At 52.3% G+C, this 25950-nt stretch carries 20 protein-coding genes and 1 pseudogene; 12 read left to right on the forward strand and 9 right to left on the reverse strand.

What is annotated here, in order from left to right:
- Window positions 1-27 precede the first annotated feature (27 nt).
- The 3 genes from FW415_RS11600 to FW415_RS11610 all read right to left on the reverse strand — a co-directional run bounded on the left by FW415_RS11600 (window position 28) and on the right by FW415_RS11610 (window position 3083).
- Window positions 28-1482 carry a glycosyltransferase gene (locus tag FW415_RS11600; protein ID WP_148385005.1) on the reverse strand — a complete coding sequence of 485 codons (1455 nt, stop codon included), beginning with the start codon at window positions 1480-1482 and terminating at the stop codon, window positions 28-30.
- Between the two features lie 3 nt (window positions 1483-1485).
- A complete protein-coding gene (locus FW415_RS11605; RefSeq protein ID WP_148385007.1) occupies window positions 1486-2634 on the reverse strand; it encodes a HEAT repeat domain-containing protein in 1149 nt (382 codons plus the stop codon).
- Between the two features lie 71 nt (window positions 2635-2705).
- The gene (locus FW415_RS11610; protein WP_148385009.1) at window positions 2706-3083 is read right to left on the reverse strand and encodes a PleD family two-component system response regulator; all 378 of its coding nucleotides are present in this window, start codon (window positions 3081-3083) and stop codon (window positions 2706-2708) included.
- A gap of 235 nt (window positions 3084-3318) precedes the next feature.
- Here FW415_RS11610 and FW415_RS11615 point away from each other — a divergent pair, with 235 nt between their 5' ends.
- The 4 genes from FW415_RS11615 to FW415_RS11630 are packed head-to-tail and all read left to right on the forward strand — an operon-like array spanning window position 3319 to window position 9211.
- Window positions 3319-6714 (forward strand): response regulator, encoded by a 3396-nt coding sequence (locus FW415_RS11615; protein WP_148385012.1) that lies wholly within the window; start codon window positions 3319-3321, stop codon window positions 6712-6714.
- Complete coding sequence (locus FW415_RS11620; RefSeq protein ID WP_246859007.1) at window positions 6702-7541, forward strand: protein-glutamate O-methyltransferase CheR; 840 nt, start codon at window positions 6702-6704, stop codon at window positions 7539-7541. Before FW415_RS11615 ends, FW415_RS11620 begins: the two co-directional genes overlap by 13 nt.
- Window position 7542: 1 nt before the next feature.
- On the forward strand, window positions 7543-8103 hold the full coding sequence (locus FW415_RS11625; RefSeq protein ID WP_148385014.1) for a chemotaxis protein CheB: 561 nt from the start codon (window positions 7543-7545) through the stop codon (window positions 8101-8103).
- A gap of 1 nt (window position 8104) precedes the next feature.
- Window positions 8105-9211, forward strand: a complete 1107-nt coding sequence (locus FW415_RS11630; RefSeq protein WP_148385016.1) for an ATP-binding protein — start codon at window positions 8105-8107, stop codon at window positions 9209-9211.
- 33 nt (window positions 9212-9244) lie between these two features.
- Here FW415_RS11630 and FW415_RS25360 read toward each other — a convergent pair.
- The 3 genes and pseudogenes from FW415_RS25360 to FW415_RS11640 all read right to left on the reverse strand — a co-directional run bounded on the left by FW415_RS25360 (window position 9245) and on the right by FW415_RS11640 (window position 11458).
- Window positions 9245-9884: pseudogene (locus FW415_RS25360) on the reverse strand (glycoside hydrolase family 172 protein).
- Window positions 9784-10383 carry a DUF2961 domain-containing protein gene (locus FW415_RS25370; protein WP_246859009.1) on the reverse strand — a complete coding sequence of 200 codons (600 nt, stop codon included), beginning with the start codon at window positions 10381-10383 and terminating at the stop codon, window positions 9784-9786. Before FW415_RS25370 ends, FW415_RS25360 begins: the two are co-directional and overlap by 101 nt.
- 61 nt (window positions 10384-10444) lie before the next feature.
- Window positions 10445-11458 carry a LacI family DNA-binding transcriptional regulator gene (locus FW415_RS11640; protein ID WP_148385018.1) on the reverse strand — a complete coding sequence of 338 codons (1014 nt, stop codon included), beginning with the start codon at window positions 11456-11458 and terminating at the stop codon, window positions 10445-10447.
- Window positions 11459-11702: 244 nt separating this feature from the next.
- On the opposite strand from FW415_RS11640, the gene FW415_RS11645 reads away from it, so the two are divergent.
- A complete protein-coding gene (locus FW415_RS11645; RefSeq protein WP_148385020.1) occupies window positions 11703-12704 on the forward strand; it encodes a 2-hydroxyacid dehydrogenase in 1002 nt (333 codons plus the stop codon).
- 11 nt (window positions 12705-12715) lie between these two features.
- On the opposite strand, the gene FW415_RS11650 is transcribed toward FW415_RS11645, so the two are convergent.
- On the reverse strand, window positions 12716-15301 hold the full coding sequence (locus FW415_RS11650; RefSeq protein ID WP_148385022.1) for a phosphoenolpyruvate carboxylase: 2586 nt from the start codon (window positions 15299-15301) through the stop codon (window positions 12716-12718).
- Between the two features lie 178 nt (window positions 15302-15479).
- Between FW415_RS11650 and FW415_RS11655 the strand changes: the two genes are divergently transcribed.
- Window positions 15480-16628 carry a glycoside hydrolase family 5 protein gene (locus tag FW415_RS11655; protein WP_148385024.1) on the forward strand — a complete coding sequence of 383 codons (1149 nt, stop codon included), beginning with the start codon at window positions 15480-15482 and terminating at the stop codon, window positions 16626-16628.
- Window positions 16629-16735: 107 nt separating this feature from the next.
- Here the strand turns inward: FW415_RS11655 and FW415_RS11660 are convergent, their stop codons facing one another.
- Window positions 16736-18091 carry a trypsin-like peptidase domain-containing protein gene (locus FW415_RS11660; protein WP_168208780.1) on the reverse strand — a complete coding sequence of 452 codons (1356 nt, stop codon included), beginning with the start codon at window positions 18089-18091 and terminating at the stop codon, window positions 16736-16738.
- A gap of 189 nt (window positions 18092-18280) precedes the next feature.
- Between FW415_RS11660 and FW415_RS11665 the strand changes: the two genes are divergently transcribed.
- The 4 genes from FW415_RS11665 (at window position 18281) to FW415_RS11680 (ending at window position 22629) form a co-directional block, all read left to right on the forward strand.
- Entirely contained in the window at window positions 18281-19372 is a 1092-nt protein-coding gene (locus FW415_RS11665) for an efflux RND transporter periplasmic adaptor subunit (protein WP_246859010.1), read from the forward strand.
- Window positions 19369-20628: an FtsX-like permease family protein gene (locus tag FW415_RS11670; protein WP_148385029.1), complete on the forward strand. Its 1260-nt coding sequence runs from the start codon at window positions 19369-19371 to the stop codon at window positions 20626-20628. Before FW415_RS11665 ends, FW415_RS11670 begins: the two co-directional genes overlap by 4 nt.
- A gap of 1 nt (window position 20629) precedes the next feature.
- The gene (locus tag FW415_RS11675; RefSeq protein ID WP_148385031.1) at window positions 20630-21310 is read left to right on the forward strand and encodes an ABC transporter ATP-binding protein; all 681 of its coding nucleotides are present in this window, start codon (window positions 20630-20632) and stop codon (window positions 21308-21310) included.
- A 146-nt stretch (window positions 21311-21456) separates the two neighbouring features.
- Entirely contained in the window at window positions 21457-22629 is a 1173-nt protein-coding gene (locus FW415_RS11680) for a hypothetical protein (protein ID WP_148385035.1), read from the forward strand.
- Between the two features lie 136 nt (window positions 22630-22765).
- On the opposite strand, the gene FW415_RS11685 is transcribed toward FW415_RS11680, so the two are convergent.
- Window positions 22766-23716, reverse strand: a complete 951-nt coding sequence (locus FW415_RS11685) for an AraC family transcriptional regulator (RefSeq protein WP_148385037.1) — start codon at window positions 23714-23716, stop codon at window positions 22766-22768.
- Window positions 23717-23885: 169 nt separating this feature from the next.
- Here FW415_RS11685 and FW415_RS11690 point away from each other — a divergent pair, with 169 nt between their 5' ends.
- The gene (locus tag FW415_RS11690) at window positions 23886-24770 is read left to right on the forward strand and encodes a sugar phosphate isomerase/epimerase (RefSeq protein ID WP_148385039.1); all 885 of its coding nucleotides are present in this window, start codon (window positions 23886-23888) and stop codon (window positions 24768-24770) included.
- A 3-nt stretch (window positions 24771-24773) separates the two neighbouring features.
- A complete protein-coding gene (locus FW415_RS11695) occupies window positions 24774-25940 on the forward strand; it encodes a mandelate racemase/muconate lactonizing enzyme family protein (RefSeq protein ID WP_148385041.1) in 1167 nt (388 codons plus the stop codon).
- Window positions 25941-25950 lie beyond the last annotated feature (10 nt).

Genomic DNA, 25950 nt, shown 5'->3' on the forward strand with positions numbered 1-25950 from the left:
TAATGTTTTTTTTATTTATACAAACGCTCAGTTCACTACCGTTTTTTTTGCCGGGGCTGCCTGCTGGAACCCTCTCCGCTGCATATTCCCCCAGGTCCCTTTCTTTCCCGTCAGGAAGTTATAGTATCCCCGCAGCGCGTAGATGACGATCAGCGGATGATACAGGAAGAACTCCATGAAAGGGGTAAGGCAGAGATAGGCCACTTCCCGCCATGTTTTATAGTATCCGAAGGTGAGCTGGTCCCACAGTATGGCGATAGTGGTGATCATGACCGAATAGGTGTACACGAAAACCAGCAGCAATATGGCCGTGGGTCCGTTGATGAGGCCCAGGCAGAGCATGATGATATAATAGATGATGCCGGTAAGCTCCACAATGGGCGCCAGCAGTTCAAAAAAGAAATTGTAGGGGATGATGATCATGCCCATCCGGCCGTATCTGGGATTGAGGAACATGCTGAAGTGGGCATACATCAGCTGTGCGAGGCCTCTTGCCCAGCGGGTGCGCTGGCGGTTGAAGATTTTGAGGGATTCGGGCGCTTCCGTCCAGCAGAGCGTTTTTGGAATATAGCGGATGGAATAGTTGATCTTGTTATCATGCGCGAAGCGGCACATCCGCGTCATCAGCTCCATATCTTCCCCGAAAGAAGAATGATCGTATCCTCCGCAGCGGATCGCTATTTCCTTGTCGAACAGGCCAAGGCCGCCGGATACGTTGGGGACGCAGTTGATGAGGCTCCAGCCCATCTTCCCCAGTACGAAGGCACGGATATACTCTACTTCCTGGAAACGGGGCAGCAGTTGTTTCGGCGGCCGCATGCGCGTCATCACCCCTTCATCGAACTCCGATGAATTGGCGATACGCAATGTGGCCCCAACGGCAATGACCCTTTTCTTTCCTTCCTGCATCACCGGTTTGATCAGTTCCAGTATCGTGTTCTTGTCCAGGATGCAATCCACATCGGTGCAAACGAAATGATCATACGCGGCGGCGTTGATCCCGGCATTAACGGCATCGGCCTTGCTTTTCCCGTTCACTTTGTCGATCACCATCAGCCGGGCGTAAGCCGGGTTGACGGATTTGAATATCTTCCTGACCGGTCTTGTCTGTATTTTAGCATTATAGGCAAAATCCACTTCTGTCAGCTCAAACTCCCGGATCATTTGTTCCAGGCTGTCATCCGTGCTGCCGTCGTTGACAATGATGATCTCGTAGCGGGGATAGTTCAGCGTCAGCAGGGAACGTATATTGTAGATAATGGTCAGCCCTTCGTTGAATGCCGGCGCCAGTACGGTAACGCCGGGCGCCAGTGGAGAGCTCATCAGGATGTCTTCCTGGTGCAGGCGTTCTCTTTTGGCGTATGCCCTGATGGCAATAATGGAAAAGATGGCCAGCATGGCGTAGGTGACCAGCAATATCGTACCGTACACAAATACGCTGCTTTCATAAATCCTTCCTATTGTTTCCAGGATCTCGTTCATTGCCTAGAATTTTATTAAAGGGTTCATGCAATGTTTCAGGATCAGCTGATTCTCGTCAGTTGCTGTATGCAATAATTCCGTGATCAGGTCTTTGGCTGCCCACTGGTTGTTGATAATGGACTTGGCCGCATGTTTGCGCAATTCAAAGTCGGTAGAATGCAGGAATTCCTGCCGGAGAAAGTTCAGGTGCTTTCCGCTGCTGATGCGGCCCAGCGCTTTGAGTATCTCTATCTGGCAATGCTGGGGCTGACTGTTGTACATGTACACCAGCTTTTCTTCCACATCAGCAACCCTCAGCTTTCCCAGGCAGTTGATCGCTTCCGCACGCAGGTAATGGTCTTTGGTGTCCAGTAGCTTGATCACTGCGGGAAGAGCGCTGATCTGGTTGTAGTGAACGACCAGTTTCAGGCAGAAAGACACAATGCTTTTATTGGAAGAGTAGGTGATCCATTGCGCAAAATTGGGGATGGCGATCCGCCGGGTGGTGGAAATGATCTTGAACAACTCCACCTGGTCCCACAGCAATAACGGCTCTGTGGCCACATCAAAGAACTTGAACGGCTCGTTCTTGCTGAGTTTGATATAGGCATGCCTGGCAGCAGCCCTCAGCTCACGGTTACGGCTGTTGGTCAGCGGCAGCAGTGTAACGTCCGCAACGGACATGTTCATGTTCACGAGTTCGGAGAGTGCCTGCACCTTCCGGTCCCATTTGCGGGACTTCATTTTGCGCAGCGAATCCCTGTCCAGCTCCATTTCCATGTACAGATTGCGCAGCTGGTCGCCCATAGCGCCCTGAACATTGTTGCGGTAGTGGATCAGCCGGTCCGTAAAGGCCTGTCTCGCCCACTTCTTTTCAAATATCGGCAACTGGAAGGCCGCCATATCCAGCTGGATATCTTCCACGCGGGCATCAGTAGCCAGCTGGTCGTTCAGCAGAATATGCGTGACCAGCAGGTTGTCGATCACGGGATGAAGGGCTTTCAGTTTTTTCTCCCGCCGGTAAGAACGATAGCGCCCGGATAAAATAGACAGGTAGGCTGCCAATGTGCAGGTGATGGCGATAACGATGAAAACCAGTGCGATTTGAATGATCAGCGGAGAATAACGGAAATCACGGAATATGGTCTGGAAAAACTCCTGTACAAAAGTCATTTCAATGAAAGGATGTGGTCAGGTGATATAGATTTGGTATCGGTACATGGAAGGGTATTGGCGCTCCGGCCTTACTTGTACTGCATCAGCAACCTTTTTACCCGGATCAGCAGTTCGCCGGGAAGCACAGGTTTTTTCAGAAAATCATCCGCTCCGAGCTTGAATCCTTCCAGGATCATATCTTCGTTACTTGCATTAGAAACAATTAAAACGGCAATTGGTTTACCTTCTTTCCGGCTTTTTACCTTGCTGAGTATCTCGAACCCGTTCGCATAGGGCATCATGAGGTCTGTAATGATAAGATCATAGCCATATTGCGTCTCTTCCAGCTTCTGAAAGGCCTCTTTTCCGTTAACAACATGATCTATCTGGTATTCCTCCTTGTGCAGTATCCGCTCGATGATTTTGGGCATGACTTCGTCATCCTCGACCAATAAAATTTTGTTCATGGCTAGCGCTGTTTGATGAAAAATGAATCCGGCATGAATTTACGCATATGTTTGAATACGGCACTCACAAAAACGTGGAATATTCTGATATCCATATTTCTATGCATGGTGCAGTGAACATGTTAATAAAAAAGTTTATTTGTTATTTTGGGATATAAACTGCGGTTGTTGGTCATCAAAATGCAGATGCAGTGAACACATAAGTGCTATATTTGTTTCGACTGAATGACACCATATGAAAAACGCATTGAGGATTCGCCTTTATATCGGATTCGGCCTGGCATTGGCGCTAGTGATACTCGGATGTTTTTTTTCTTACTACACTTTTGATAAACAACGCCAGGATGCCCGGTGGGTTGAGCATACCTATGAGGCTATCACCACGGCGCTGCAGGTCAACCGCCTTGTCCACGAGATGGAATCGGCGGGGCTGACCTACCGCAGTACCCGCAATTTTGACGAACTGGCCCCCTATTTTGCTATACGCGAGCAGCCTTTGCAGCAATTGCGGGAGCTGAGGCTGCATATCATGGACAATGGCGCACAGATGAAGCAACTGAATGCCATAGAAAACGACCTCGTCAATCTGCTGAATTACTGGGAACAGTTTGGCACACCACGGTATGACAGTAATTATGTATTCAATAATCTGCCCACCGTAACGCTGGAGGAAAGAGCGTTGCTGGACAAGGTGCATGACGGCATTAGCCGTTTTGTGGATGCGGAAAGGGAATTGCTGGTAGCAAGGAACAGGAAGAGCGACAGGGCAGTGACCGTTGCCATAGCCGTGCAGATGATCAACTCCGCATTCATCATGCTCGTGGCCGTCATCCTCATGGTCGTTCTCTTCCGGCAGTTCAGCCACCGGGTGGCGGTACAGCTGGAATTGAAGCGAAAGCTGAAGGAGGAAGTGGTGCTGCATGAAAGCACGAATGAAAAGAACTGGATGTTGAGCGGCATGTCCGTTATCAACGAAACGCTTCGCGGGGACGTGGCATTGTCTGATCTGGCATCCTCCTGTCTCAAAGCGCTGACGGATTACCTGCAGTTCCCGGCAGGCGCGGTCTACTGTTTTGATGAAGAAAGCCGGCTGCTGCAGCTGCAGGCCGGCGTGGCATTGCCGGATAGCGTTAAACGTTCCTGCGCTTTGGGTGAAGGGATAACGGGAGAGGCGGCCAGACGAAAGGAAATAACCATACTGTCTGAAGTGCCGCCCGACTATTGGCGTATCGAAAGCTCCGGCGGAAGCAGTTTACCCGGTACGGTGATCTGCTTGCCGCTGTGGCATGACAAACGGCTGGCCGGCGTGATAGAGCTGGCAGCCTTCGGAGAAGTAGAGGCGAAGCATACCGGTTTATTGAAAGCCGTCTCCGCAGCGATTGCCACCGCATTCAATGCGGCGGTATCGAGAGAAAAGGTACTGAGCCTGCTGCAGATGGTACAACAACAAAAAGATGAACTGGAAGCGCAACAGGAAAAGCTGCAGGAATCCAATGAAGAGCTGACCCGCCAGTCTGAAGTATTACAGGCGTCGGAAGAAGAGTTGCGGGTGCAGGAAGAGGAGTTGCGCCAGATCAACGAAGAGATGAATGTGCAGAACAATACACTGGAGCAGGCCCGGCAGGAGCTGGCGCTGAAAGCGGAAGAACTGGAGCAGAGCAGCAGGTACAAATCCGAATTCCTCGCCAATATGTCCCACGAGCTTCGTACACCGTTGAACAGCATACTCATACTGGCGCGCCTGCTGGAAGAGGACAAGGAACGGAACCTCACGGAGAAGCAGGTGCAATACGCGGGGATCATTCACCGGTCAGGTTCCGATCTGCTCGGCCTGATCAATGATATCCTTGATCTTTCTAAGATAGAAGCAGGCAGGATCGATATGCATATTGAACCGGTGCCGGTGGCATCCCTGGTAAAAGAAATTGAGCAGCTGTTTGCGGTGGTGGCGCAGGAAAAGCATATCCGCTTTGGAACGCATATTGCTCCCGGTGTGCCTGATCATATTGAAACCGATAAACAACGGCTGGAACAGGTGATCCGCAACCTGTTGTCGAACGCCTTTAAATTCACTCCGGCAGAAGGTGCCGTGCAGGTGCGCTGGACGGTGGAAGCCGATGAGCTGCATATAGCCGTGTCCGACACCGGCACCGGCATTCCCGTAGAAAAGCAGCTGCTGATATTTGATGCTTTCCGGCAGGCAGACGGTTCCACCAGCCGGAAATATGGCGGCACCGGGCTTGGGCTTTCCATCAGCAAGGAACTGATCGCCCGTCTCGGTGGCAGGATACACCTGGAAAGCAAAATGGGAGAGGGCAGCACCTTCACCATTATCATGCCCCTCACCGCACCTGCGCAAGCGCCTCCGGCAGAACGGGAAGCATCTGCTCCGGCATTCCGGGAATTGCCGCATCACGTCAATACAGGAGAAGAAGTGGAGGATGACCGCGATACGCTGAAAGGCCAGCAGAAACCCGTGCTGATCATTGAAGATGATGTGAACTTCGCCACTATCCTCCGGGATTTCGCCCGGCAAAACGGGTATAAGGTACTGGTGGCGCATAACGGGAACGATGGTGTGTTCCTGGCCCGGAAATACCGGCCGCTGGCCATCATCCTGGATATGAACCTGCCGCTTATAGACGGCAGCAGCGTACTGAAAATACTGAAGAGCAATGATGAACTGAAAAACATACTGGTGCATGTGATCTCGGCCGGAGAGATATCCCTGCAGGTGCAGGGCAATATTCAGGGCTTTACGCAAAAGCCCCTGCAAATGACCGATCTGGAATCCGTATTCACCGGCATCAGCAAACAGCTGAAAGCATTGTTCAAAAAAGTGCTGGTCATATCAGACGGGCTGCTCTCCGAACATCCATCCCTGCAGGCATTAAGCAATGAACGCGGTATGGAGGTAGCCTATGTAAAGGATGTGGACGAAGCTGTCAATACACTTGCTGAAACCGGTTACGACGGTATTATACTGGATGTGGGGAAAGATATCGGGAAAGGTATCCGTGACCTGGAACGGCTGAAGGAATTGACGAAAGACAGGCATACGCCGGTGATCATCTACCTGGATCACGACATTTCAGAGGCGGATGAACTGCTGCTGACAAAGAACGCTGCCGCACTTGTGCGTAATTCCACTTTCTCTACAGACCGGCTGATGGATGAACTGGAGCTTTTCCTTTACAAGTTGAAAAAGATCAAAACCACTCCTTTGCCCAGTAAGGCCGCGGTCATGGAAGAAGATAATCTTGCGGGTAAAAAAGTGCTGGTAGTGGATGACGACATGCGGAATGTGTTTTCGCTCAGCGCCCTGTTCTCCGGCCACGGCATGGAAGTTGTTACCGCCGCTGATGGCAGGGAGGGGCTTTCCCAGCTGGCGGCAAACCCGGATACGCATATTGTGCTGATGGACATTATGATGCCTGTAATGGATGGCTATGAAGCCATGCGAAGGATCAGGCAGGACTCCCGGTACTCCACCCTGCCCGTGATCGCCGTTACGGCGAAAGCCATGACGGGCGACCGGGAAAAATGTATCGAGGCCGGCGCCTCCGATTATATTTCAAAGCCTGTAGACAGCGCAAAACTGCTGTCATTGATGCGGGTATGGCTGAAATAACAGTAGCTATGACGGAAGGGTTTACAAATGCGGATTTCACGGATATTGTACAGCTGCTGCGGCTGCAGTACGGCCATGATTTCACCGGTTATGCGCAGCCTTCCCTGAAACGGCGCCTGCAGCGGTTCATGGGCAGCATGCAGATCGGCAATGTATTTGAGCTGAAACACCGGCTGATCAACGAACAGGCGTTCTTCGACCGGATGGTGGAATATATTACCGTGAATGTAACGGAGATGTTCCGGGACCCCGAGTTCTACAGCACCCTGCGTACGGATATATTACCCAAGCTGGCGGCTTATCCGATCATCAAGATATGGCATGCAGGTTGCGCTACGGGTGAAGAGGTGTATTCGATGGCCATATTGCTGCACGAGGCGGGCCTGTTGCAGCGCAGCCGTATTTATGCCACAGATCTGAACCCCGCCAACATCCGGAAAGCGGAAAGCGGTATTGTGCCGATGGAGAACATGAAGGAATACACGCAGAATTATATGCGCTCCGGCGGAAAAGCTGATTTTTCCGACTACTATACGGCCAGGTATGATCATGCGCTTTTCCGTAAAGACCTGCGGCAGATCACCTTCTTTCAGCACAACCTGGTAACAGATGGCGTATTCAATGAATTTCACCTGATCTGCTGCCGGAATGTTTTCATATATTTCAACCGGGAGTTGCAGGAAAGGGTATTACGCCTGTTTCATGACAGCCTGGCCGTAAGAGGGTATCTGGCACTGGGCATCAGGGAATCCATGCGCTTTTCGGATATCCGTCAGCAGTTCGAGATCGTACATGCCCAGCATAAAATCTATCGACGTTGTATCTGACATGAGCAGACCATACGATATCATTACCATAGGCGGATCTGCCGGCAGTGTTCCGGTCGTCATGCAATTGCTGGAAGCATTGCCTGCCCGTTTGCCCGTTCCCGTGGTGATCGTACTGCACCGCCTCAGGAATGTAAAAAGCGATATGAGCAAACTGCTGCTGCCGGGCCGCAGATTGTCCGAGCCGGAAGACAAAGAGCTATTGAAGGAGAACTGTATTTACCTGGCGCCGCAGAATTATCATCTTATACTGGAAGCAGATAAAAGTTTCATGCTGGATTATTCCGAACCGGTCAGCTTCAGCCGCCCGTCTATTACGATAACATTCAACAGCATCGCCGAAGTGTATGGGGAGAAAGCGCTGGGTATATTGCTGAGCGGTTCCAATGACGACGGCGCGGAAGGGCTGTGCCGGATTATTGCGGCGGGCGGAACCGGCGTCGTGCTGCATCCGCAGGCAACGGAATTCCGGATCATGCCGCAATCCGCTATAGACCGGTGCAGCGGCGTAAAGATCATGACCGTCCCGCAAATGAAAGACCTGATATTAAACAATATTTGAAATGAACGTATTGAAGAAAGGGACAAAACCCTTTACCGTATTGCTGGTAGATGACCGCCAGGAGAACCTCATCTCCCTGGAAGAAATGCTGGCGGCAGACAACAGGATATTTATCAAGGCCGGGTCCGGCAACGAAGCTTTGAAGCTGGTCCTGCGCAACGAGGATATCGGCCTGATCATCCTCGATGTGCAAATGCCGGAAATGGATGGTTTCGAAGTTGCACATCTGCTGAAAGCCAATCCAAAGACCAGGGACATTTCCATCATCTTCGTGACGGCCATCAACAAAGACGAGCAGCACATGCTGCAAGGCTTCGGCAAAGGAGCTGTGGATTATCTGTCCAAACCCCTGGACATCAATCTCACCCGCGCAAAAGTGGACGTTTTTGAAAGGCTGCACGATTATCAGCAGGGCCTGAAGAAAGCGTTGAAAGACAAAGAACAGGTGAATGCCCAGCTCGAACGCTTCCTGCATACCGTGGCCCATGACCTGAAATCACCCCTGTCCGGCGTGGTAGGACTGCTGTTGCTATTAAAAGAAGAAGACCGGCTGAAGGCTTACCCGGATCTGATGGATTATGTAGACCTGGCTGTCAGCGCCACTACAAAACTCTCCGATATGATCGGCGGTATCCTGGATTACAGCCGTCAGCATCAGTACGACCAGGCGGAGGAGGATGTGGATGTGTACACTTTGCTGACACAGCTTGTGAAATTCCTCTTCCTGCCGGAGCGGGTGAAGATCAATATACAGCAGGACCTGCCGGTATTATACACCAACCGTCAAAAGCTCCAGCAGGCTTTCCAGAACCTCGTGAGCAATGCCATCAAGTATAACGACAAAGACCAGGTGGAGATCAGCATCGGCGGCACCGAAAAAGACGAGTTTTATGAATTCTATGTAAAGGACAACGGTCCCGGTATCGAAGCCGCGGACAATGAACGGATATTCCGGTTATTCGAGAAAGTGGACAACCAGGCCAATGGCACCGGCACCGGTGTGGGATTGAATATCCTGAAACTGCTGGTGGAATCGCAGGGCGGGAAGATATGGGTGGAATCCGTGCCCGGCGAAGGCAGCTGCTTTTATTTCCAGTGGCGGAAGTAGCTGCCGGTCCCCGGGCACGGTATGCTTGCATCGTTAGTTCACTTCCAGCTCATCCTTTGCCTGCAGTTTCGGGAAGGGCGCATGCGGTTCCCGCTGGTACCAGAATACCACGCAGCTGATATCCGATTGCTGGGGAAGATAACGCCCGCCGCTGCGCCAGCCCAGGTCCTGAATAGTTATTTTAAGCTCTTTGTCAAAGCGCACGGGGTCCATGACATGCCAGCGGTAGAGGCCGAAACGCTGCTGTGATTTATACAGGCCGTCCGGGCGGATCACCTGGTGCAGCCCGGCGTATGGCGTGGAAAATTCCTGGTAGCGGCCCTTGTTGTCGAAATTATAGGAGCCGCAGAAATAGTCTTCCGTGCCGGTGCCGCAGATCGTGGGATATTTGTTATCGCCATCCATAAAGAATTTGATCTCGCCTTCGCCCCACCAGCCGTTGTTGTTGACGCCCCAGGCCATATAGGTGCCTACGTACTGTCCTTTGCCTTTGATGCCATCCACCATCGTGAATTCCGCGTCTTTCACCGGGTTTGTTGCGGCGGAACTGCGCATGGAAATAACCCGCATCATCAGGTACCTGCGTGAGCGTGTAATCTACCTGGTAGTACAGGGTCATTCTTTCGGTGTTGATGTTCTCCATGGTGATCCGGCATTTTTTGCGGAAGGGCATCGTCCAGTAACAGTTGAAAGCGCTGCCGGGGGTTTACGGTAACGGCGAGGGAATTCATCTGTGCATATTCCCCCCAACCCATGCCGAAGAAGTCGCCAACCGGCACTTCCACCGAAGGGGTGGTCTCGTCGTCCCAGTAAAAACGCAGGATGGAATAGCGCCAGTTACCGGTTGGGGTCATCCAGATATGCTGGATAGCGCCCGGGCCGGTAATTTCGGCAAGCGTGTAGGTCTGCCCGGGTTCTATGTGAATATAAGGATTCACTTTCCAGCCCTGCCCAAGCTCGCGGGCCGCATTCCGGGCATTGCCCTGTTCCAGTGTGGCCATGCCGCCTTTGCCTGGTTCGCCGGTCGGGTTTTCCGGACTGATGGAGCGGGTTTTGGCGTCGGAAAGGCGGTGAAGATTGCCCATATTCATTTCCAGCCCGTTAAAGCCTTGCTGGGCGAGTGCAGCCAGGCCTGTGCAGACTGCCATCGAGAGGAGAAACAGTTTTTTCATACGGTGTTATAATTTGTGTGTTACATTGCTTTATCGATTAAGCATTGGCGTGAACGGAACATCAGCTGCTGGATCTTCTGATGACCAATGTTGTTTCCATGCAAACCGCTTCATGTGTTTTTTGCCTGCCCGTTATTTGATCCAGCAGCAGGCGAACCGCCATTTTTCCCATTTCCAGTATTGGTTGCCGGATGTAGGTGACGGGGGAATAGAAAAGATCGAATGCTTCGCTTTCATCAAAACTCAGCACCGCCAGGTCTTCCGGAACACGAATGCCCAGTTCATTGATATATTTCAGGCCTTCGATGGCGAGGCTGTTCGTGGCAAAGAACACGGCATCCGCGGGTTTGCTGCCCCCGAGCAGCTGATCTACCGCTTGTTTCGTGTCTTCTTTCAGGTGAGCATAGCGGGCGGTCTTCAGCAATTGCCGGGAAGGCAGCCCGTGATCGCGCAGCGCTTCCGAGTAGCCGCGCTTCCGTTCGGCGATATGATGTAATGTGGTGGCATACGCGATCATTCCTGTTCGCTTGCGGCCGCTTTTTACGAGATGGGAAACGGCATTGTAAGCCGATTCGTAATTGTTGACGCAGATGTGGCTGGCGCTTATGCCCGGAAAATACCGGTCTGCCAGCACAAAAGGCACATGCTGTTTTTTCAGTTGCCTGATCTGCTGCTCCGAGCCTTCCGCGGGGATCAGGATCAGGCCGTCCACCTGGCGGTTGAGCAGCACATTGATGAGATCGGCGGACTTGTCCGCATTCTCATCCGAGCTGCCGAAGATCACCGTGTAGTTGTGCTGTTTGGCTTCGTCTTCTATAGTCCGCGCGAGATTGGCAAAAAAGGGATTGGAAATATCCGCCACGATCAGCCCGATGGTATCCGAGCGGCCGCTTTTCAGGCTGCGTGCAATGTGATTGGGCTGATAGTTGAGCCTGTGGGCAATTTTTCTGATCTTCAGGGCCATTTCCCGGCCCACCCTCGCTTTTTCTTCCTTATTGGTCAGCACATAGGAAACCAGGGCGGTTGATACCCCCGCTTCCTGTGCAATATCCTTCAGCGAGACCTTTTTCTTCATGCCTGTAAAAATATGCTTAAACGTTTAAGTAATCAAGTTACGGGCGATCTTTTTTAACGGCGGCAGAGATGGCTCCTGCATGCGGGTACCCGCAGTTGGGCAAAACGCGGGAAAACCAGCGGGATATGTGTATTTTGTGAACTGATGAAGCCGGCATGATTAAAATTATCATTAGGCCAACAGGGGAATGATCATTTTAATCATCGAAGGCTCCATCAGACCCGTAAAGAATTAATATGAACTGATGAAAATCCTCTTCTTTTCTGCGAAACCTTACGACCGCGAGTTCTTCACCCGGCACAATGCCCCTTACGGCTTTGAACTGGAATTCCTGGAAACCCACCTCGGCCCGCATATCGTCAATGCCGTGGCGGAAGGCACTCCCGTGGTCTGCGTTTTTGTGAACGACCGGCTGACGGATGAGGTGATTGGCATACTGGCGGAAAAAGGGGTGAAGATCATCGCCCTGCGCTGCGCCGGTTTCAATAATGTGCAGCTGGAGACCGCAAAGCAACACGGCATCCGGGTATGCCGCGTGCCGGCCTATTCACCCGAAGCGGTGGCCGAGCATACGGCCGCCATGATACTGACGCTGAACAGGAAAACGCATAAGGCCTACAACCGGGTACGTGAACAGAACTTTGCGCTGAACGGCTTGCTGGGTTTTAACCTCTTTGGGAAGACCGCAGGGGTGATCGGCACCGGCAAGATCGGCCGCGCTTTCTGCAGGATCATGCTCGGCTTCGGCTGCAGGGTGCTGGCTTATGATCCCTATCCTGACGCGTCACTTGCGGCCACGGGTGTGGAGTATCTGCCGTTTGAGGAAGTGTTGAAAGAATCGGATATCATTTCCCTGCATTGCCCTCTCACCCCGGAGAACCGTTATCTCATCAACCGGGAAACGCTTGGTCTCGCCAAAAAAGGCATGACGCTGATCAATACCAGCAGAGGCGGGCTGGTCAATACCAATGATGTTATTGAAGGACTGAAAACGGGGCAGATCGCCTACCTGGGAATAGATGTGTATGAGCAGGAAGAAAACCTGTTCTTCAAGGACCTTTCCGGCAGCATTATTGAAGATGACACCATACAACGGCTGATGAGTTTCCCGAATGTGCTGGTCACCGGCCATCAGGCCTTCTTTACGGAAGAGGCGCTGGCCCAGATCGCGGAAACCACGCTGGGGAGTGTTGATCAACTGATGAAAGGGGGCGAACCTTCCGGCGAAGGCATCATGCTGGCGTAGCCGCGCGCGCCTTACACCAGGTTCCTGCCTGCATTCACAATGCCATAGACGGTGCGGATCACCAGCTTCGCATACGCATTCTTCAATTCCTCATCACCGGAATTTTTTGCCTTCTGCAAGGCATAGTGCTGCAAGACCACCAGCGGCAGCATGATCCGTTCGCGCATGGCGATGGAATGCTTCTCCACCGGATATTCCTGCATCAGTTCCCGGGTGCCGGTCAGTTCCAGCAATAATGCCTTCGTGAGATCAAATTCGTTTTTCAGCTGGGTCCAGAACGGGCCGTAATGCTCATCATACTGAAGATGCGCGGTAATGCGGAAATCGGATTTGGACATGGACATGATGCAGTTATCGATCATCGTCTTGAAGAAACCGGATGATTTGTACAATGCAACGATATCTTCCCACTTACCTGCATCCCTGGTGGCTTTCAACGCGGAGCCTACGCCGTAGAAAGCGGGAACGCTTTGTTTGAGCTGGCTCCACGCGGTCACAAAGCTGATGGCCCGGAGGTCTTCCAGCTTGAGTGCGGCGCCGGCATTCCGTTTGGTGGGGCGGCTGCTGATATTGATGTTGGAGAGGAGCTTCAGGGGGCTGAGGTTCTCCAGGTATTCCACGAATACCGGATGCTCGCGCAGGGCCACGAATTTCCCGAAGCTCTCTTCCGCCATCGCGGTGATCAGTTCTTTTTCCTTTCCGCAGAGATGATCGCGGTGGCCGGGATGCAACACAGGCGCCAGCCCGGCATTGACGAGCTGTTCGATATTGTATTTTGCCGTTTCTGTGGAGCCGTACAGGGAGCTGACGGTTTGTCCCTGTATGGTCAGCTGTATATGATCGTTGGCCACTTCCTCGCCCATGGCGGCATAGAAACGGTGGGTCTTGCCCCCGCCGCGGGAGGGAGGGCCGCCCCTGCCGTCAAAGAAGGTCAGGGCTATGCCGTATTTCCTGGTGATGGCGGTCAGCTCAACCTTTGCCTGGTAAATGGACCAGTTGGCCATGAGGTATCCGCCGTCTTTCGTGCTGTCGGAGAAACCGAGCATGATCATCTGCCGGTTGCCGCGCCTTTCCAGGTGCGCTTTATAAACAGGATGCGTGTACAGCTTTTCCATCACATCTGCCGCATGCTTCAGGTCGTTGATGGTCTCGAAGAGCGGCAGGAAATCAACCGTAAGGTCTTCTTTCGTCCAGCCGCACCACAGGAAAAGGTTCATCAGCTGCAGGATGTCCGATGCCTGCTGGCAGTTGCTGATGATGAAGCGGTGGCTGGCCATTTGCCCGTTCTGCTGCTGGATGCTGCGCATCAGCCTGATGGTGCAGAGGGTATCGTTGATCATGGGATCTACGCCCTGTACGGGAGCTTCCTGGCAGGGGAAGTCCACTTCATTGAAGCTGATGAGCTGCAGTTTTTCATCTTCGGGAAGACTATCGTACCCGTCTGCCGGCAGCCCGTTGTTCAGCTCGGGCTGCTGCAGCCCGTAACGGAACACATTCCGCAGTACCCGGCTGTCCTGCCGGATATCCAGCCTGGCAAAATAACAGCCGAACAGGCGGATCTTCAGCAGCAGGTCGTCCGCGAGATTGACGAAGAGGCCGTCGTGATCCCTGTTGAGCGTTTCTTTTATATTTTCCAGCAGACCGGTCATTTCGGGCTGCAGATCGGCCGTACCGGGCTGGGGATTGAATGCATTGTCATACAGCAGGCTGCCCAGTTTGTTCATGGGCTCTTCTATCCCCCGGAAGGTGATGCGGCGTTTGAGCGTGCGGTAGTCGCGGTAATAACACCTGAAGATCGTTTGCCGCAGTGTGGCGGCCACGGTGCGGGTGGACCCGGTGGTAACGTTCGGGTTCCCGTCCCTGTCCCCGCCGGGCCAGAAGCCCAGTTCCAGTATGCCGGCGCCGCCGGTATCGAATTCTTCGCTGATCCGGCTCTGTATTTCCGCCAGCGCATGATAGAATACATGCTCCAGGAACCAGATCAGGCTTACTGCCTCGTCTACCGGGGTAGGGGAGGTTTTATTGAAGAAGGGCGTTTTGCCCAGTTGCTGCAACAGCAGGTTGATGGCATTGATATCATTGACCTTCAGGGCCTCGGTGAGGTCCGTCATAATGGTCAGCACCGTTCCGGGATAGAACTGGGTGGGGTGAGCGGTCAGCACCAGGCGCAGGGAGAAGTCCCGCAGCTTTTCGCTGATCTTGTCCCGCAGTTCATCTTCCCCGGAGATCTGTTGCAGCATGCCCTGGAGGGTGCCGCTGCCGTCGGTTTTGCTGAGTTTGCTGAAAGACGAGTCCTCTATCGCATCAAACAGCACTACCTGTCTTTCTATATACTGGATAAAGCGGAACAGGCGGTTGATCTGCTCGCGTTCATCTATTTCCGGTGTACGTTCTTTAAAGAAAGCTTCGATGATGGCTGTGGGCGATTCCAGGCGGGCTACGCCTTTTTCGCAGTGCGCGGTGAAAAACGGCAGCAGAATGCCGGTATCTTTAACCTGGTAAAAAGGCAGGGTTAAAAATAAACTGTTGTACAGTTCGAAGCGGGTGATCACTTCGCGCGTGTAGATGTCTTTCTGGTTGCCGGTCTGTTTTAGCATGCAGTGGTTCTTTAAGCAGGCAAAGCTATAAATAATATTAGAATGGTCATAGCGGAGCGCGGAGATTGCGGCGCATCAAAAAAAAGCCGGTTAATTGCGACTGGATATTAACTTGCGGATGAGGCAGCAGGACTGATGGCCGGCTGCCGGCGAAAATTTCACGTTAAAAATTACAGTCATGGAACGGCGTTCTTTCATCAAAAATGCGGGATTGCTGACAGCAGGCTTAGGTCTGGCGGGCACTGCGGCAGCAGGCGGGCGATCTTTTCTCCCGAAGCCCAACAAGCTCCCGGCCTGGAAAGGGTTCAACCTCCTTGATTTTTTCTCGCCCGATCCGGCAAAGTCCCGCCCCCGGACCCCCGAAGATCATTTCCGCTGGATGCGTGACTGGGGATTCGATTTTGTGCGCATCCCCATGGCCTATCCCAATTACCTGGATATTGACCGCAGCAGGCGGATCACCCCGGAGGAAGTGTACAAAACAGATGAACGCCGGGTGGAGGAAATTGAAAAACTGGTGGCCATGGCCCACCGGTACAATATGCATGTGAGCCTCAATCTGCACCGCGCTCCCGGCTATTGCATCAATGCCGGGTTTTATGAACCCTATAATTTATGGAGAGATGAGGAGGCGCTGAAAGCCTTCTGCTTTCACTGGAACTTCTGGGCGAAACGTTTCGCCGGGGTGCCGGCGTCGAAGATCAGTTTTGACCTGGTGAACGAACCGGCGATGCGGGAAGATATGAATGACCAGCATACAAAGGTTTCCTCCGTCCCCGGGCAGGTTTACCGCAAGGTGGCACAGGCCGCCGCTGCCGCCATCCGTAAAGAAAACCCGGAGCGCCTGATCATTGCAGATGGTAATGATGTGGGCAGTTCCGTGGTGCCGGAGATCACAGACCTGGATATCGCCCAGAGCTGCCGCGGGTATTATCCCGGCCAGATATCGCATTATAAAGCGCCCTGGGCGAATAAGGATATCACGGACCTGCCGGAGCCGAAGTGGCCCGGGCAAATGGGAAACCGGTATTTCGACCGGCAGATGCTGGAAAAACATTACCAGCCGTGGGTCGATCTGGTGAAACAAGGAGTGGGCGTGCATTGCGGGGAATGCGGATGCTGGAACAAAACCCCGCATGATGTTTTTCTCGCCTGGTTTGGCGATGTGCTGGATGTGCTGGGGAGCCAGGGCATAGGCTTCGGGTTATGGGAATTCAGCGGTGATTTTGGTGTGCTGAACTCGCGCAGAACGGATGTGCAGTATGAGGACTGGCATGGGCAGCAGCTGGACAGGAAGCTGCTGGATTTGCTGCGAAAGGAGCGGTAGCGGCCGCAGGATAGCATTAGGGGAGACGGATCTCCTGTTCGTCCGCGAGCAGAATTCCGGTTTTCATTGACGCCGCTGGTTTGCAGGTGCCTGATCTGCTGCTGCGCTCACAGCGAAAATGTATAGTGATGCAGGAGAGAAGGATATTCCGGGAAGATGCCGCTGACAAGCACTTTCCCCTTATGGCTTTTCAGCAGCCTGAACAGCGCATCTTTCGAATGCACCGGCTTGTCATTTACGAACAATATTACAAATCCCGGCTCCATACCGGTTGACCAGTAAGCTTTTCCGCGGAAAACCCTGGTCACTTCCAGGCCACCATCTATATTCAACTGGTCTTTTCTTTTTTGAGACAGGATTTCGGTCACGTCTATGCCGATGTGACGGAGTAATGCGGAGAGATTCCTGATGCGCAGAGCCAGGTCTTCTTTTTGGCTATCTGGTACGAGCGGGAGCGACAGCCTGGCGCCGTTACGGCGTACCTGAACCGTGATGTTTTCTCCCGGCCTTTGCAGGAGCATGGCTTCATGGAAGCCTGTCATCGTCCGGATCTGCATGTCATTGATCTGTATGATCGTGTCCTGCGGCAGGAGACCGGCATTCATGGCCGGGCCATTCCACACAAGGCTGTCCAGCACCACCCCGCGGGCATTGGCCGTGTTCCCGGCATATACGCCCATATAGGCGCGCAGCACGGTGCCGTATTGCAGGAGGTCGTCACATACTTTCTTCACCACCTCCACCGGGATGGCGAATGCATAACCTGCATAGGCGCCTGTTGGCGTGATAATCCCCGTATTGATGCCGATCAGCCTGCCATTGATATCCACCAATGCGCCGCCGCTGCTGCCATCGTTCATCACGGCATCGGTCTGGATAAAGAAAAAAGGGCCGTCAGTGCCTTCCCCCGCATTGATATTGCGGTTCCTTGCACTCACGATGCCGGCGGTGACGGTAGAGGTAAGGCTTAACGGGTTGCCGATCGCCAGCACCCAGTCGCCTTCGGCGATATTATCCCGGCTGCCGAACCGGATAAAGGGCAGGCCCTTTTCGCTGATCCTGAGCAATGCCAGGTCCGTTGCGGAATCTGTACCTATTACCTGTGCGGTGTAGGTTCGCTGATCGGGCAATTCCACCTCCAGTGAAACGGCATTTTGTACTACATGATTATTGGTGACGATATAGCCGTCATCAGTGAGCATTACACCGGAAGCCCTGCCACGGGCCGGCCCGGCGCCATGCTGCCACAATTCGTTGTAAATATCGAGGAACGGATCACCGAAGGCCGGCCGGTAGCCGGGAGGATATGTGGAGAATACCCGTACAACGCCCGGCAAGCATTTGGCCGCAGCATAGCGGAAATTGCCGCTATCAGTGCCAGGGCCGGGGGGAAGGGGTTCCCTGACCGCCATCTGCCGCTGTTCCAGGGACATAAAGGGAACGGCGGGAGAGGAAATGTTCATTTTTTTCTCCTGTGCATACCCGGAAATCATAATAAGGCCGGGGAAAAGCAGTAAGATCAGTTTTTGCAGCATTATACGCGAAGCTACATGGTGCAATGCGGGCAGAGGATGACAGCTGTCATCGCATCCAATGACTGTCCGCATTACAATGGTCGCTCTCCATGGGTAATTTCACATTAACTGCCAGGTATGATGAAACCATATTGTTATAAAATTTTTGCAGCGCTGTTGTTGCTGCTCACCGCCTGCTCGGGAAAACGGGAACAGGCTTCCCCTGTAATGGAACCCGTCACGGAATCTGTTTATGCATCCGGGATCGTTAAAAGCATGGGGCAATACAGGGTTTTTGCCACTGTGAGCGGAGTGGTGCAACAGGTCTTTGTTACAGAAGGCGATACGGTAAAAACCGGGACCCCTATTCTTGCCATCAGCGGGGAAACCGCCCGGTTAAGCGGGGAGAATGCGAGGCTGGCGGAGCGGTTCGCCGCAGAGAATGCCAGCGGCGAAAAGCTGGAAGAACTGAAAGCACAGATAGCATTGGCCAAAAGTAAAATGGACAATGATGCTTTGCTGCTGGAAAGACAAAAGCGGCTCTGGTCGCAGCGCATTGGCTCGCAGCATGAGTTGGAGCAACGGGAACTGGCCAGCAGGAACTCTGCTACCGCTTACCGGTCTGCCGTTCTGCAATATGGTGACCTGCAGCGGCAGCTTTCGTTCAATGCCAGGCAATCCCGCAAGAACCTGGAGATCAGCAACAGCCAGGTGAATGATTACCTGGTGCGCAGCGGGATGGAGGGCAGGGTATATGATGTGCTGCCGGAGCCGGGGGAGCTGGTAACACCGCAGAGCCCTGTAGCCCTGGTGGGAAGAGCTGATTCCTTTCTTGTTGAATTGCAGGTAGACGAATACGATATTGCCCGGCTGCAGGTGGGACAGACCGTTATGTTGACGATGGACAGCTACCGGGGCTCGTTGTTCGAAGCAAAGATCACCCGTATCAATCCTGTTATGCACGAAAGCTCCAGGGCTTTTACGGTGGACGCGGCATTCATTTCGCGGCCCGCAACATTATACCCTAACCTGACTGTGGAGGCGAATATCATGATCCGGCATAAGGAGCGGGCAATGACCATTCCCAGGGAATACCTGGCGGAGGGAACGTACGTGATCCTGAAAAACGGGGAAAGGAAAAAAGTGGTGACGGGCCTGAAAGACTACCAGAAAGCGGAGATCATCAGCGGGCTGGATACCAGTGACATCATACTCAAACCTGACCGATGAACGGAAAACTCATTCTGGATATTGCCGGATCGCTGCTGATGGCCAGATGGCGCCAGACGCTGGTGGCTGCCGTGGGCGTGATGTTCGGTATCACCATGTTCATTGCCCTGCTGGGTTTCATGAACGGGCTGAACGATCTGCTGGATGGGCTGGTGCTGAACAGGACGCCACACATCCGCCTGTATAGTGAAATTAAGCCGAATCCCCTGCAGCCGGTCCGTTTAGCGCAGGCGTATAACGGGTATCATCACTTCATCCATTCCGTCAAATCTGTAAATAGCCGCGATGAGATCTATAACAGCGGTGCCATTATGCAGGCCATCCGGGGAGACCGGCGGGTAGCGGGAATGGCCCCGAGAATCACGGCGCGGGTATTTTTTACCGATGGTCCCATTGATATCACAGGCATTGTGAACGGAGTGGATGCGCTGGCAGAGAACGAACTTTTTCATTTTGGCGACTATGTGGTCGCCGGCAACCTGGCCGATATCGATAACATCGCCAACAGCATTATCCTGGGAACAGGCCTGGCGGAAAAGCTCCAGGTGGAAACAGGGGATATCGTACAGGTCACCACAGCACAAGGGCGGAGCTTTCCGCTCAAAGTCGCCGGGTATTTCCAGTCAGGCCTGCAGGAGTTCGATAATATGCAAAGTTATGCCTCTATTGCCACCGCGCAGAAGCTGTTGGGCAAAACCAGCAACTATATTACAGACATCCAGGTAAAGCTGAACGATATCAACGAGGCGCCTGCCATAGCGAAAGAATACCGGGAACTGTTCCAGACGGATGCGGAAGATATACAGACCGCCAACTCACAGTTCGAAACAGGGAGTTTTATCCGCTCGCTGATCTCATATGCGGTGGGCATCACATTGCTCATTGTGGCAGGGTTTGGTATCTACAATATCCTCAACATGATGATATATGAAAAGATGGATGCGATCGCCATTATGAAGGCTACCGGCTTTGCCGGCCGTGATGTGCAGCGTATTTTTCTGCTGGTGGCATTGAGCATCGGTCTTTCCGGCGGCGTAGCCGGGCTTCTTTTCGGTTACCTGGTGTCAATGGCGATAGACAGCGTTCCTTTTGAAACGGCTGCGCTGCCCACGATCACTACCTATCCCGTCAATTATGACATGATATATTATGTGATCGGGCTGACATTTTCGTTGATAACAACATTTCTGGCGGGATGGTTCCCGGCCAGGAAGGCGAGCAAAATAGATCCGGTCATCATTATCAGAGGAAAATAACATGGCAGCCATCATACTTGAAGCAAACCATATCAGCAAGGATTTTCATGATCCCGTACAGTTGCGCGTACTGAAGGATATTTCCTTTTCCGTGGAGAAAGGGGAGTTTTTATCTATTATCGGGAAATCAGGCTGCGGCAAATCCACCTTGTTGTACGTACTGTCCACCATGGACACTGACTATGAAGGAAAACTGCTGATAGACAATGAAGTGGTAACAGGGAAAAGGGAAGCGGAGCTGGCGGCTATCCGGAACGAAAAGATCGGCTTCGTGTTCCAGTTCCATTACCTGATCAATGAGTTCTCCGTATTGAAGAACGTGATGTTGCCGGCATTGAAGTTGGGCCGTTATACGGAAGAAGAAATAGAACATCGCGCGATAGAGAAACTGAAGATGGTGCACGTAGAGCATCTTGCCAGCAAACGAGCCAACAGGGTATCCGGCGGGGAGAAGCAAAGAGTGGCTATTGCGCGGGCGCTCATCAACGACCCGGGTATTATCATGGGAGATGAGCCGACCGGCAACCTTGATAAAAAAAATTCGGAGATCGTCTTCAATATTTTCAAAGAGCTGGCAGAAACCTATCACCAGACCCTGCTGATAGTAACACATGACCAGGAGTTTGCGGAACGCACGCATCGCATCATAGAAATGGATGACGGGAGGATCATGCGGCAGTGAGCATTATTCCGGCGGGGCTCCGGTCGTTGACGAAGATCATGGCCAACCCGGTATCCCGTCATTTCCCATAGGCGCCGACAGGCCTAACTTGGTGGATAGTGGTTGCCGCCGGCCGCCCTGTTCTTCATTTGCAAAACACAAAAGCTATGAAAAAAGTACTTCCCCTGCTCTGGTTGCTCCTGCCATTGTCCTCACCGGCCCAAAAACAGCAATTCGGTGAACGGATTACGATCGACAAGCCTGTTTATGAAAATTTGTATATAGCGGCCGGTACCGTGATCATCAATGCTCCTGTTCACGGAGACCTTGTGGTGGCTGGTGGTACCGTGATCATTAATGATTCCGTGACCAACGATATTTTGGCCGGTGGAGGTGAAGTGACTATCAATGGCCATATCGGTGATGATGTACGCTGCGTTGGCGGCAAACTGTTTATCAATGGGGTTGTGGCGGGAGATCTTGCAGTTTCGGGAGGAAGGGTGCATATTGCCCGAACTGCCATTATTGGAGGCAGCATGATCGCAGGAGGGGGAGAAGTGAAACTTGACGGCACCGTTAAGGACTTTGTTAAGGCCGGGGCTGGTGATATGCAGATCAATGGGAGTATTGAAAAGCATCTGGACTGCCGGAGCGGTACCATCGCTATAAATGGTACTGTAGGTGGGGATGCAATACTGGCAGCGCGGGACATACAAATAGGTCCGAATGCGGCATTCCTTCAATCGGTGAGGTACTGGGCAGATGACCGCCAGACGGACTTCAGGCAGTCTGTCAGAAACGGACAGGCCGTTTTCGATGAATCCCTGCAAATGGAAACACCCAGATGGGAATACCTTGGCTACGCATCCGCCCTCGGTTTGTTGTGGTACCTGGGCGCCGTTTTTCTTTTCATCCTGATCATTCAGTACCTGTTTGGCGGTATGATGCAAAAGGCTGGGGCTTCGCTCGCCGGTAATAGCCTCCGGCTTGCAGGCTACGGCTTTCTTTTCCTCGTGTTGGCACCCATTGGCATTGCCATTATATGTATCAGCCTGATCGGCCTGCCCCTGGGAATGTTGCTGCTGACCGCTTATATTTCTCTTGTGCTGCTGTCAACTGTGATTGCCGCTGTTATCATTGCGAACTGGGTAAACATCCGGTATAAAAAGGCCTGGAAGTTCTGGAACCTGGTATGGACTTCCCTGGGCATTTTTATACTCCTGAAACTTGTGTCCCTGGTACCGTTCATCGGATGGATAGCGATGCTGATAATCGTTTGCCTCGTGTTCGGTGCGCTTATGCAGCATATGCAGTGGCGTAAACAGGCGCAGCGGATTTGATCTGATGCGCCGGGGCGGATGCCTTATGTATGAACGTTTGCAGATCTGCCGGGAGAAGATGATGCGCGGGTCATTGCGCAGACAAAATTCCGGGTGTTGAAAGACGAGCCGGTAAACTGCTTCATGTCTGCCAATCCTAATCCGTAGGCCGCAAAAAAGGACTGCCGGCATTACTTTCAATAAACACCTTGCGGTATTCCCTGGGCGTCATTCCCTGATGGATTTTGAACTGCCTGTTGAAATAGGAAACATTGTCGAACCCACAGGCATAACAGATGTCCGTAATGTTGTTCTCTTTTCCTATCAATAATCTCGTGGCGTGGCTGATCCTGATCTCGTTGACGAACTGCGAGAATGTTTTGTGCGTGTTCCTTTTGAAGTAGCGGCAGAAGGCGGCTTCGCTCATGCAGGCCAGGGAAGCGGCGGCCCTGATGTCCACATGATGATGATAATTCTCAAATACGTAGTTGAAAATGGAAGCCAGTTTTTTAGAGTCGCTTTCCTTATAATGCGTCTTCCTGGTGTCGTCTGTCAGCAATAATGCGCTTTCCTTGCTTCTGAGGCTCAGCTCTTCCAGTATCTGTAGCAGCAGGATCAGGTTCCTCATCTGCTGATTGGGCCGGAACCCGAAGAACAGCGTGCTGAGGGAGGGCAGCTTGTTGTTGAATTTTATGCCATACACGGATTGCTGCAACAGTTCCTTTACTTTTCGCAATTCCAGGGTGTCGAAAAAATCTTTCCCCATGAAATCATCGGTGAATTGCAATACAATCGCATGTGCTACTTCACCGGCGCCGCGGGGCAGGTTGTCGCTGGAAAAACAATGTACCAGGCCAGGTCCGAACATAAATATCTCCCCCGCGTGATAATTCATCACCTTATTGCCCACATAAACGTGGCCGGCGCTTTTGACGATCAGGATCACCTCGTACCCGTGGTGAAAATGGAAAGTATTGGTGAAGCGCGGCTGGCAGTATTCCTTGATAGCAAAACTCGCGTCTTCATGCGTGGATATGTGCCGGTAAGAAACCTTCACCTGTTCATCCTTGTTTTTTTGCGGGCCATATGGAATCCTTGTCGGCTTCATATTACTATTTTTGGTACAATACTTGTTCCCGGGAGGAAAAAAATCTTATTACGGTAAATATAGTATTGAAAATTGGCAAATGAAGTACTTTTATTTCAGTGGAAGTCTGAATAAGTTTGTCATATAGTTTTCACGTTTACAAACTGACCACCACCCGTTAAAACACGTTATGGAACTTGCGATACATAATTGGATGCGCGCTGAAACGGTAGAAACAACCATACGAAGAGCAGCTGCACTGGGGTACACTAAATTCGAAATTGCCGGAAGCCCGGAGCAATATGATACAAAAGCAGTAAGAAAGCTGCTGAAGGATCATGGCCTTGTCTGCTGGGGCTCCGTAACCCTGATGCTGGGAGAGCGTAACCTGCTTGCCAGGAATGAAGCGCAACGCGCTGCATCTGTACAATATGTCAAGGATGTGGTGAAAATGGTAAAGGAGCTGGATGGTCATATGGTGTCTGTGGTGCCGGGCACGGTAGGGAAGATGGTGCCGGATGGAAGGCCGGAAGAAGAATGGAAGTGGGCGGTTGACTCCATGAAGGAAATATATGCATACAGCGAATCGGCAGGCATACTGCTTGGGATAGAACCTATCAACAGGTTTGAAACCTATTTCATCAACCGGGCAGAGCAGGCATTGGCACTTGCCGCGGAAACCGGCCCCAACTGTGGCGTATGCCTGGATACCTTTCACATGAACATTGAGGAAACGGATATGTTTGAAGCCATCAGGAAGGCCAGGGGAAAGCTGGCCGGTTTTCATGTGGCGGACAGCAACAGAATGGCGCCGGGAATGGGGCACCTTGACTGGAAGAAGATCATTGATACACTTGGGGAAGTGAATTATAACAGCGTGCTTTCCGTAGAATTCTGTGCGCCGCTGGATCGTACGCCCGTCAATCCCTACCCGGGCTCCATTGATGAAAAGCCGCAAAACCTTACGCCCGAGCAGGAGAAATTCCTGACAGATCATGGCAGCTCTTCCGTTACGGAGGAATTTTATACCATGCTCACGCAACAATCATATGATACCTTGTCAAAACTGATATAACGAGTGAAAATAGCTAACGTAGAGGCGTTTTGGTTACGCTGTCCCATTCCCGGGGAAAAACAACATACTTCGGATTATGGATTGCTGACCGATTTTGATATGACGCTGGTAGTCATCACAACGGATGAAGGACTTCAGGGATTCGGGGAAGCAAAAGCTGCAGTGGGATCATCAGGAGGATGCGCATCCATTGCATACTGTATCGAAAAGGAGTTGAAGCCCATGCTGCTGGGCAAGTCTGTCAGGAATATCACCCGTCTTTGGGAGGAGATGTACAACGGCACGCGGGACCATTACGCCCTGGCAAGAGGAAGAAAGTTCCCGATCCTGGGCAGGCGCGGGCTGACAATATCTGCGATGAGCGGTATTGATACCGCGTTGTGGGACCTGAAAGGCAAAATGCTGAACGTACCCGTGGTGGATCTGCTCGGTGGGGCATGCCGGGACAGGATGCCGGCCTATGCAAGCGGTGGCTGGGCTGATGTGAACAATATCGGCGCACAGTTGAAAGCTTATGTGGACAAGGGCTTTGAGGGCGTAAAAATGCGCGTTGGCGTGATGGATGGTACCGTTCAGAAAAGCATAGACAGGGTAAAAGCGGCACGGGCCGCGCTGGGGCCGGATATCAAATTGATGACGGATGCGCACGGAACTTTCAGCGTACCCGAGGCGAAGCAGTTTTGCAGAGGGGTGGAAGATTGTAATGTCTATTGGTTTGAGGAGCCCATCAGTCCGGACAACAGAAAGGGGACCGCAGAGGTGAGGGCTTCCACACACATCCCCATCGCCGCCGGTGAAAGTGAATATACCAGTTTTGATATACAGGACCTTTTACAACTAAGGGCAATTGACGTTGTACAACCGGATGCGGCTATCATTGGCGGTATTTCAGAAGCGATGCGCGTAGGGCATCTTGCCGGTGTAAACCAGGTAGAACTGGCGCCTCATTGCTGGGGTTCTGCCTTTTCTTTCATGGCGGGGGTAACCGTAGCGTTTGCCTCACCTTCGGCAACCATCATTGAGTTTTCCCTTGGAGGAAATCCTATGATGTACGACCTGGTGAAGGAACGGATCACTGTTACGAATGGCGAGATCGCCGTGCCAACCGCACCCGGATTAGGCGTAACACCAGACTGGGATTTTGTGAAGCAGTTCAAGCAGCCTGTTTAAATGATCTATT

The organism is Chitinophaga sp. XS-30, from assembly GCF_008086345.1.
In the GTDB taxonomy this organism is placed as follows: Bacteria; Bacteroidota; Bacteroidia; order Chitinophagales; family Chitinophagaceae; genus Chitinophaga.